General features: G+C 63.7%; 5 protein-coding genes. All 5 read left to right on the top strand.

Features of this window, described 5'->3' with window-relative positions; all coding sequences use genetic code 11:
* Window positions 1–108 precede the first annotated feature (108 nt).
* Window positions 109–4,317, top strand: a complete 4,209-nt coding sequence (locus VFB18_RS00550) for a response regulator (protein ID WP_324970327.1) — start codon at window positions 109–111, stop codon at window positions 4,315–4,317.
* Window positions 4,317–5,348, top strand: coding sequence for an adenylate/guanylate cyclase domain-containing protein (locus tag VFB18_RS00545; protein WP_324970326.1), 1,032 nt, complete (start codon window positions 4,317–4,319; stop codon window positions 5,346–5,348). The genes VFB18_RS00550 and VFB18_RS00545 overlap by 1 nt, the downstream gene beginning before the upstream one ends.
* Window positions 5,349–5,405: 57 nt before the next feature.
* A complete protein-coding gene (locus VFB18_RS00540; protein ID WP_324970325.1) occupies window positions 5,406–6,560 on the top strand; it encodes a TMEM43 family protein in 1,155 nt (384 codons plus the stop codon).
* 22 nt (window positions 6,561–6,582) lie between these two features.
* On the top strand, window positions 6,583–7,398 hold the full coding sequence (locus tag VFB18_RS00535; RefSeq protein ID WP_324970324.1) for a DUF4396 domain-containing protein: 816 nt from the start codon (window positions 6,583–6,585) through the stop codon (window positions 7,396–7,398).
* 102 nt (window positions 7,399–7,500) lie between these two features.
* Complete coding sequence (locus VFB18_RS00530) at window positions 7,501–8,118, top strand: DUF1236 domain-containing protein (protein ID WP_324970323.1); 618 nt, start codon at window positions 7,501–7,503, stop codon at window positions 8,116–8,118.
* Window positions 8,119–9,094 lie beyond the last annotated feature (976 nt).

The raw sequence follows: 9,094 nt of genomic DNA, 5'->3' as shown, positions 1-9,094 counted from the left end.
GCCGATACCGGAGAATCCCGCCTATGCCTACCGGCGTCAGCCGTCTAATATTCGGCAGGGCAAGCAAAATCCCGAACCGCTGCGTCATGGCAAAGATATCAGTGCGCCATGTTTAGGAATTTGAGCACCAGTACCAAGCTGTTCGTTCTGTGCAGCGCGTTCATCGTGGCGATCGCCGTGGGGATTTACAGCCTCGTGGCCGAAAAGCAGATCGCCATCGAGTTCGCCCGTAAGGAACTGGTCGGCGTACGTTATTTTGAGACGCTGCGGGACGTCTATGCCGCGATTCTCGCCCAACCGCCGGGTGGCGCTGCCACGATTCAGGCGCCGTCGCCGGAGGACGCGCTCACATCGCTGGAGTCGGCCGAGAGCGAAGCCGCCGGCACGCTGCAGACCGCGGCGCTTGAACAGTCGCTCGCGGCGACGCTCCGCGAACTTTGGTCGAAAGGGACGCAAGCCGAGAACCGCGATGCCCTGGTCGTGACCGCACTCGCCAAGACCCGCGATCTCGCCTCGCGCGTTGGTGACGACTCAAATCTCGCGCTCGATCCCGATCTCGACAGCTACTACCTGCAAGATACGGTGGTCAGGCAAATGCCGCGCCTCCTCGGCGAGATCGGCGAGGCTCAAGCTTTGCTCGGAGCACATGACCCGCTGCCCGACGAGGCCAGGGCGCGCCTCGCCGCCCTCGATGCGATCACCCAATCGACGGCCGACGAGATCGATCGAAACCTCATATCCGCCTATCGAGGCAATGCCGACGGACAGTTGCGGCAGACCGTCGAGAGCGCGTTTACGCAAATGCAGTCGAGCATCGACGCCTATTATCGCACCCTGAACGAGAGTCTCGCAACGCCGGTCGGGCCCGAGCCTCGCGATCGGGCTTATGCCGCGACCATAAACAATGCCATCGCCGCATGGACGGTCGGTCAGTCCGAATTGAAGCGCCTTCTCAATGGGCGCATCGACACCTTGCTCAGCAGGATGCATCGCAGCCTTTGGCTGATCGGGACGCTTTCGGCCTTGAGCATCCTCGCCGCGCTGCTGACCCATCGCCACATTGTCCGCCCACTCGCCCGGCTCGAAGGCGTGGCGCGGACGGTGCGCGAAACCAAGGACTACCACAAACGCATCGATGACAAGAGCGAGGACGAGGTCGGCCGACTCGCAATCGCCTTCAACGAGATGCTGGCCGAGCTTGAAGCCGCGCACCAGCGGGAGATGGCCGATCAGGAGCGCAAGGGCCTCGAGCGCATCGCCGACGTTCAGGCCTCGGCGCACGCCCATTTGTCCCGCCTGCTCAACGCCTCGCCGGCGGTGATCTACTGCCGCATGGCGGCCGGCGATTTCGCGCCAACCTTCGTGAGCGAAAACATCAAGCGGGTGTTCGGCTGCAGCCCGCGCGAATATCTCGAAAACCCCTATCTCTGGCGCGACCTGGTTCACCCGGACGACGTCTCGCGCATCAACGCTTGGGTCGATCGGCCGTTCGACAACGATCAGAAGTCGATCGAGTATCGCATCCGCCGCGCAGACGGCTCCTATTTGTGGGTGCACGACCGGCAGCATCTCCTCCGCGACGCCAAGGGCGAGCCGATCGAGCTCGTCGGGTCTTGGACCGACGTCACGGAACGGAAGGAGGCCGAGGCCGCACGTGAAGAGGCGCGCTCGCGGCTCGCGCTCCTCCTCGGCGCGGCCCCCTCGGTCATCTACAGCTTTTGCGCCAGCGGCGATTTCGCCCCGACTTTCGTCAGCACCAACATCGCGCACATGCTGGGCTACAGCCCCGACCAATATCTGAAGGAGAGCGATTTCTGGCGCTCACGCGTCCATCCCGACGACTTGCCGGGCGTCGAAGCGAGGCAGGCCGATCTGTTCCGCAAGGGCGAGCACCTCGTCGAGTACCGCTTCCGCCGCAAGGACGGCAGCTATTGCTGGGTGAGCGACGAGCAGCACCTGATCCGTGACGCCAAGGGCAATCCCGTCGAGGTGGTCGGCTCATGGAGCGACATCGACGCGCGCAAGGCGACCGAACTGGCCCTCCAGGCCTCGCAAGCCGAGCTCGAGAAGGCGACGCAAGCCGCGCTCGAGGCGAGCGAGGCCAAGAGCGTGTTCCTCGCCAATATGAGCCACGAGATCAGGACGCCGATGAATGCCGTGATCGGCCTGTCGCATCTTGCGCTCAAGACCGACCTCACCCCGCGTCAGCGCGACTACATCCTGAAGATCAAGAGCTCGGGCCAGCACCTGCTCGGCATCATCAACGATATCCTCGACTTCTCCAAGATCGAGGCCGGCAAGCTCACCATCGAGAACATCGACTTCGATCTCGACAAGGTGCTGGAGAATGTCGGCAACCTGATGAGCGAGAAGGCCTCGGCCAAGGGGCTCGAACTGATCTTCGAGGTCGGACCCAACGTGTCGACCCACTTCCGCGGCGATCCGCTCAGGCTCGGCCAGATCCTGATCAATTTCTGCAACAACGCCGTCAAGTTCACCGACAGGGGCGAGGTCGCGGTCGAGGTGCGGGCGCTCGAGGACAACCCTGACAATCAGCTCGTCGAGTTTTCGGTCAGCGACACCGGCATTGGCATGTCGCAAGATCAGATCGACCGGCTGTTCCAGGCCTTCGAGCAGGCCGACGCCTCGACCACGCGCAAATATGGCGGCACGGGTCTCGGACTTGCCATCTCCAAGCAGCTCACCGAGCTCATGGGCGGCAAAGTCTCGGTCGAGAGCAAGCTCGGCAAGGGCAGCCGGTTCCGCTTCACGGCGCGGCTCGGCAAGGGCGTAGCCACGCAAAGGCCGCGCCTGCTCCAATCGGACCTGCGCGGGCGACGCGTGCTCATTATCGACGACAATCCGCACGCCCGTGCCGTTCTCGCCAACATGCTCACCAACATGACCTTCATCGCCGACGAGGCGGCATCGGGCGAGGAAGCGCTCAACATGGTGCGCCAGGCCGCCGAGATCGACCAGCGCTACGAGATCGCCTTCGTCGACTGGCAGATGCCGGGCCTCAACGGCATCGAGACGGGAAGACGCATCCTCACCCTGCCCAATCTCTCCTCCCCGCCCCACCTCGTCATGGTGACGGCCTACGGCCGCGAGGAGGTGCTGAAGCAGGCCGAGGATTCGGGCTTCGAAAACGTACTGATCAAGCCGGTCACCTCCTCGATCCTGTTCGACACGGCGGTGGTTGTGCTCGGCGCCGATCGCGAGCGGGTCGAGAGCGCGCAAACCGGCCCTTCCTTCGACATCGAGCGGCTGCGCGGTGCCCGCGTCCTTCTCGTCGAGGACAACGAGATCAATCAGGAAGTGGCCATGGGCCAGCTCGAGGACGCCGAAGTGTTCGTCGATCTTGCCGAGAACGGGGAGGTGGCGCTCCGCATGATCGCCGACAACGACTACGACGTCGTGCTGATGGACATGCAGATGCCGGTGATGGACGGCATCGAGGCCACACGCATCTTGAGGGCAAATCCGCGCTATGAGAACCTGCCGATCGTCGCCATGACGGCAAATGCCATGGCGCAGGATCGCGAGCTCTGCCTTGACGCCGGCATGAACGATCATATCGCCAAGCCAATCGATCCCGACCAGCTGTTCGGCGTTTTGCTGCGATGGATTCACCGCCCCGAGCACGACGGCCGCGCGGTGCAAGTTGACGGGACCCCGGTGCGCAAAGCCGGGGGGACGGCGAGCGAGATCGATTTTGCGATCCCCGGCATCGACGCCCGCGCGGGCCTCAAGCGGACCGGAAGCAACCGGCGGCGCTACGAGTCGCTGCTGCGCAAATTTGCCGATCAGCAGGGCTCCACCGTGGAAGACATGAGAGCGGCACTCGCCGCGGGCGATCTCGGTTCGGCCGAGCGCATGGCGCATTCGCTCAAGGGCGCGGCGGGTACGCTCGGCGCAGTCGGTCTCTCTGAGGCTGCAGCGGAGGCCGAGACGGCGATCAAGGCAGGCAAAGGCATGGAGCAAGCCATCTCCATCCTCGCAACCTCGCTCACACCCGTGCTCCAAGGCATCCGCTCGGCGCTTCCCGTCGATCAAGGGGGCGATGGATCGAAACCGCCGACCGGCGATCCTGCCCTGGTTAGGGAGCCGCTCGCGAAATTGAAGCTCCTCCTCGAGAACGACGACGGCGAGGCGGCCGACTTCATCGTCGACGCGGCGCCGCGTCTCGCTGCCGTCCTGACTCCCGCCGAAATCAAGGCGCTCGGCGATCGCGTCGGCAATTTCGATTTCGAGGCGGCGCTTGCCTGCCTGTCGGACATCGCCGCGCGCCTCTCTCTCAACCTGGAAGGCAAATGATGACCGCCTCCGACCGGAAGCTCGTCCTGATTGTCGACGACACGCCCACCAACGTCGCCATCGTGTCCGGCGTGCTCAAGGACTCGTTCCGGACCAAGGTCGCCACCAACGGCGAGAAGGCGCTCGCCATCGCCAACGCGCCCGACAAGCCGGACCTCATTCTGCTCGACGTGATGATGCCCGGCATGGACGGCTTCGAGGTCTGCCGCAGGCTCAAGGATAACCCCGCCACGCGCGACATTCCCATCATCTTCCTCACCGCCAAGACGGACGAGGTCGATGAGGAAAAAGGCTTCGACGTCGGCGCGGTCGACTACATCCACAAGCCGTTCTCGGCGCCGATCGTGCTGGCGCGGGTGAGAACCCAGCTCGCGCTGCAGGAGGCGCTGATCGAGGCCAAGGAAGCGCGCAACCAGGCCGACCAGCTTTTGCACGCGCTTCTGCCCAAGAAGGCCGCCGACGAGATCCGCTCGATCGGCACGGTCATCCCCCGCCGCTACGAGAACGTGGCGGTCCTGTTCTGCGACGTGACCAATTTCACCGCCTATTGCGACAAGCACGAGCCCGAGGACGTCGTCTCCCGTCTCGATGCGCTATTCGTGATCTTCGAGCGCATCGCCGCCAAGCATGGGCTCGAGAAGATCAAGACCATCGGCGACGGCTTCATGGCCGCGGCCGGCCTGCTGCATAAGGTCAACGATCCGGTCGTCGCTGCGGTCCGCTGCGGTCTCGAAATGACCTCGACCCTGATCGATGCCCATCTCGGCTGGGAAGTGAGGGTGGGAGTCCACTCGGGTCCCGTGGTCGCGGGCGTGGTCGGCCAGGAGCGCTATCAGTTCGACATCTGGGGCGACACGGTCAACGTGGCGGCGCGCATGGTGGGCATGAGCGCGCCGGGTAGCGTGGCCGCCACCAAGGAGATATGGGAGCAGATCTCTTCGGCCTTCGAAGGCGAGGCGCTCGGCGAGATCCAGGTCAAGGGCAAGGGATCGATTTCCGTCTTCGGACTGAGGGCGCGCACCCCTCATTGAAGTGTCGCACGAGACGCGCATGGTCTCGCGTCGGGTCATTGAGGTCGGGGGCTGATCATGGCGGACCATTTCACCGAGACGACGCATCAGGGCTTCGGCTCGCGCTTTGCCAATTCCTTCGCGGGGCTGGTCATCGGGCCGCTGCTCGTGATCGGCGCCATCGTGCTGCTCTGGTGGAACGAGGGCCGCGCGGTCCAGGCCATTGTCGGGCTGAAGGACGCGGCAAGCCAGGTCGTTGAAGCCGACGCGTCAGGGCCCTCGCCCGCCAATGCCGAGAAGCTCGTCCACGTCGTGGGCCCGGCGACCGCAGAGGCGCCGATACAGGACCCCGATGTCGGCATCACCTTCGCCGGACAGGTCGCGCTGGCGCGCACCGCCGAGATGTACCAGTGGAAGGAGACCAAGAAGGAAGAGACCAAGGAGGAGTTGGGCGGCGGCACGACCACCACGACGACTTACGACTATTCGCGCGAATGGTCCGACGATCCCATCAACTCCTCCGCATTCAGATATCCCGACGGCCATCAGAATCCTGACCTGCCGTTCCGCAGCAAGCGCTTCTCGGCGAGCGACGCCAAATTGGGCGGATGGAGGCTCGATGCCGGGACGCTCGATCGCATCGCCCTCTCCGAAACGCTGACGCCGGCTGCGCCCGCCGGCTGGACGCTGAGCGGCGATAATTACTATCGCGGCGATCCGGCTTCTCCCAAGGTCGGCGACATGCGCGTGCGCTATGCGGGACTGCCGACCGGCACGACGATCTCGATCCTCGCCATGCAGAGCGGCGACGGTTTTGGCGTCTTTACCGCCAAGAACGGCTATCAACTCGAGCTTGCCGAACTTGGCGATTTGAACGCCGCCGAACTGATCGAGCACAAGCGCAAGGCCGCGGCGATCCTGACCTGGATCCTGCGGGGCGTCGGCACGCTCGTCATGTTCGTCGGCTTTGCCGTCTTTCTCGCCCCGCTCTCGACGCTCGCCTCGGTCATTCCGCTGCTCGGAAGCATGGTGCGCGGCGCCGTCGGCCTCGTCGCGCTCGCCCTCGCCATCCCAACGAGCCTTCTCGTCATTGCCTTCGCCTGGCTCGCCTACCGGCCGCTCATCGGCGGTGCCCTCATCCTGCTCGCGGCGGCAACGGGCTACGGCCTGTGGCGCTGGCGGAAATCGCGCGGCCCCGCCCCGGCGCCAACCGCCCCCGCGCAGGCGGGGTGACGGACATCGCACCTTCAAAGCCATGCTGATCGACGGCGTCATGCTGCTGTGGTTCCTGTTGACGGCGCTCTCGGTCGCCTACGTCGCCATCGATATCCACTCGACGCCCGAGCACCCGGTGATGAAATGGGCGTTCGTGCTGTTCACCCTCTATTCCGGCCCGATCGGCGCCTTTCTCTACGTGCTCGGCTGCCGCGAACCCCTACCCGGGCTGCACGAGCAATATGTCAATGCGCGCTGGCGCCAGGCGCTCGGCTCGACCATGCATTGCGTCGCGGGCGACGGCATCGGCATCCTCGTCGGCGCCGTGCTCGGCGCGCTCATCGCTTTGCCGATGGTCACTGATATGTGCGTCGAGTATGTCCTCGGCTTCGGCTTCGGCTGGACCATCTTCCAGGCGCTGTTCATGCGCGAGATGTTCGGCTCCTACGCCCGCTCACTCAAAGCCACGTTCAGCTCGGAGCTTCTCTCCATGAACTGCCTGATGGGCGGCATGATGCCGGTCGCCTCGATCGCCTTTGCCAACGCCCATGCGGCGCACGATCCGTCGCAGCCGCTGTTCTGGTTCCGCATGTCGCTCGCGCTGATGGTGGGCGCCGCAATCGCCTATCCGATGAATTGGTGGCTCGTCGTCCATCACCTGAAGCATGGCATGATGACCGTGCGGCCTAGGGGCGAGTCGCGCGCTGTGCCCATGGACGAGAAGATGGCGATGGCGGCGTCGAGCGGATCGGCGATCCATGCGCCCTCCCCTCCGGTCTCAGTCATGGCGGCGATCTCGTTCGCCGTCCTTGCGTTAGGCGCCGCCATTGCGCTCACCTTCGGCGCCGGGCACTAGCGATGCGGCCAGGCGAGCCCCAACCAGCCTTCGGAGGAGCACGACATCGCGCCGTTATGCTAGGCTGCCATTGTCGCGTGAACGCATAAGGGAGGAGATTGAATGAGATTCGGGTCTGTAACGTTCGGCGTGGCCGCGCTTCTTGGCGCCGCTCTGTTCGCAGCTCCCGCCGCTGCGGTGACCGCCTCTTCGCCCCACCCTCTCAACGTGCGGAACGGCCCAGGCTTCCAATTCCAGGTCATCGGCCAATTGCAGCCCAATGCCCCGGCGCAGATCTCCGGCTGCGTCAGCGATTTCTCCTGGTGCGGCGTCGCCGTTCCGGGCCTGACCGGTTGGGCCTCGGCCGAATATCTGGTGACGAGCGCCGGCGGCAAGCTCACCAATCTCAAGGTGGCCGGCGCCAATCTCGGCATTCCGGTTGTCATCCCGCAGAACACCGGCGGACCCGTGGCCACGCCTCCAGTCGGCGCGATGATCCCCGTCGCGCCCACTGCTGCCGTAGTCCAGCCAAACGCGCCCGCGCCCAACGTGGTCTCGTTCGTGGCGCAACAGCTGATCCAGCCGGTCATCGTTGACGGCGAAGTGGTGGTCGGCGCTGTCCTGCCGCCTACCGTTCCGGTCTATCCCGTGCCCGCTTCGCCTTATGTCTATTCCTACGTCAACGGCCAGCGCATCCTGATCGAGCCGGCCACGCGCAGGATCGTCTACGTCGTCCAGTAGAGGCTGAAGGCGAAGGTTGAGCGACGGCCCCTCGCATAATGCCTGCGTTGGCAGGCATTATGCGATTGCCACCATGCAGAGTTGCCAGGGATACGCGTCTTAGAAGGTGACCCAAACGCCTCCGCGCCAAAAACCGCGTCCAGCGCCGGGATCTCGCCACTTATACTTCTTCGTGTCGATCACGTAGTCGTCCTCATAAACTTGAAGACGCACATCCGGTGGGTAGGTGTAACGCTCTTTCACTCGCCAGCAGTCCCCATCCTCGTTACACACAACAGCGGCGGATGCGGCTGCAGGAATGGCAATTGTTGCAAGTGCGCCTAAGACTATGCGGGGTACGAACTTCATAGCTATTCTCCTGAGCTTACTGAGTCCGAACAACGTTCAGGTCTGAAATTGGTTCGTGAGAGTTTTGTCCCACATGGTTTGACGTGCCAGAAATAGCTCTTTCCTCACTGGGTTTGGCGGCAGGCGTAATCTCGCTTACTACGCGATTTTTTCGATCATCCCGCTCCTTCTCGACCGTACGGCCGCTATCGAGGGAGACACGACGGTGTCGTTGGGACCTTCGGGCTCCTAGCGCGCCGGTAGGCTCGGGCGCGGCCGTGACGGGAGCTGTATCGGGCAATTGGCCCTCGCTGCATTTCGATAGCTCCTGATTAGGCGCGATCAGGAGCGGCAGGCGAGTTCTTTAGATCGCCCATGAGTTGAGTTATGCGAAAGGGCTGGTTAACTCCAATTCCGATTCATTATTTTTTGAAACGAATTTGAAATAGCCCCAGTGCACATTGCCTTGCGGCAGGAGGCAATGTCGTGTTTGCAGGGGAAAACTCTGTTCAGAGTACGCTCGTCTACCGCGGATACCAGCTAGAGCTAAGGCGGGCGATTTCGGGGTGGCGTGTAGGGATATACCCGCGCACCGCCGACTTACCAATCCTAAGTCGAAGCGAGGTCGTAGCGTTCGACCATCAGGAGG

The sequence above is a fragment of the Methyloceanibacter sp. genome (genome assembly GCF_035650995.1).
In the GTDB taxonomy this organism is placed as follows: Bacteria; Pseudomonadota; Alphaproteobacteria; order Rhizobiales; family Methyloligellaceae; genus Methyloceanibacter.
This window is presented reverse-complemented; position numbering and strand designations above follow the sequence as displayed.

What these genes read in the sequence shown, in the direction of transcription:
- VFB18_RS00530 (WP_324970323.1), top strand. Translation starts at nt 7,501, where the DNA reads ATGAGATTCGGGTCTGTAACGTTCGGCGTGGCCGCGCTTCTTGGCGCC.
- VFB18_RS00540 (WP_324970325.1), top strand. Translation starts at nt 5,406, where the DNA reads ATGGCGGACCATTTCACCGAGACGACGCATCAGGGCTTCGGCTCGCGC.
- VFB18_RS00535 (WP_324970324.1), top strand. Translation starts at nt 6,583, where the DNA reads ATGCTGATCGACGGCGTCATGCTGCTGTGGTTCCTGTTGACGGCGCTC.
- VFB18_RS00550 (WP_324970327.1), top strand. Translation starts at nt 109, where the DNA reads ATGTTTAGGAATTTGAGCACCAGTACCAAGCTGTTCGTTCTGTGCAGC.
- VFB18_RS00545 (WP_324970326.1), top strand. Translation starts at nt 4,317, where the DNA reads ATGACCGCCTCCGACCGGAAGCTCGTCCTGATTGTCGACGACACGCCC.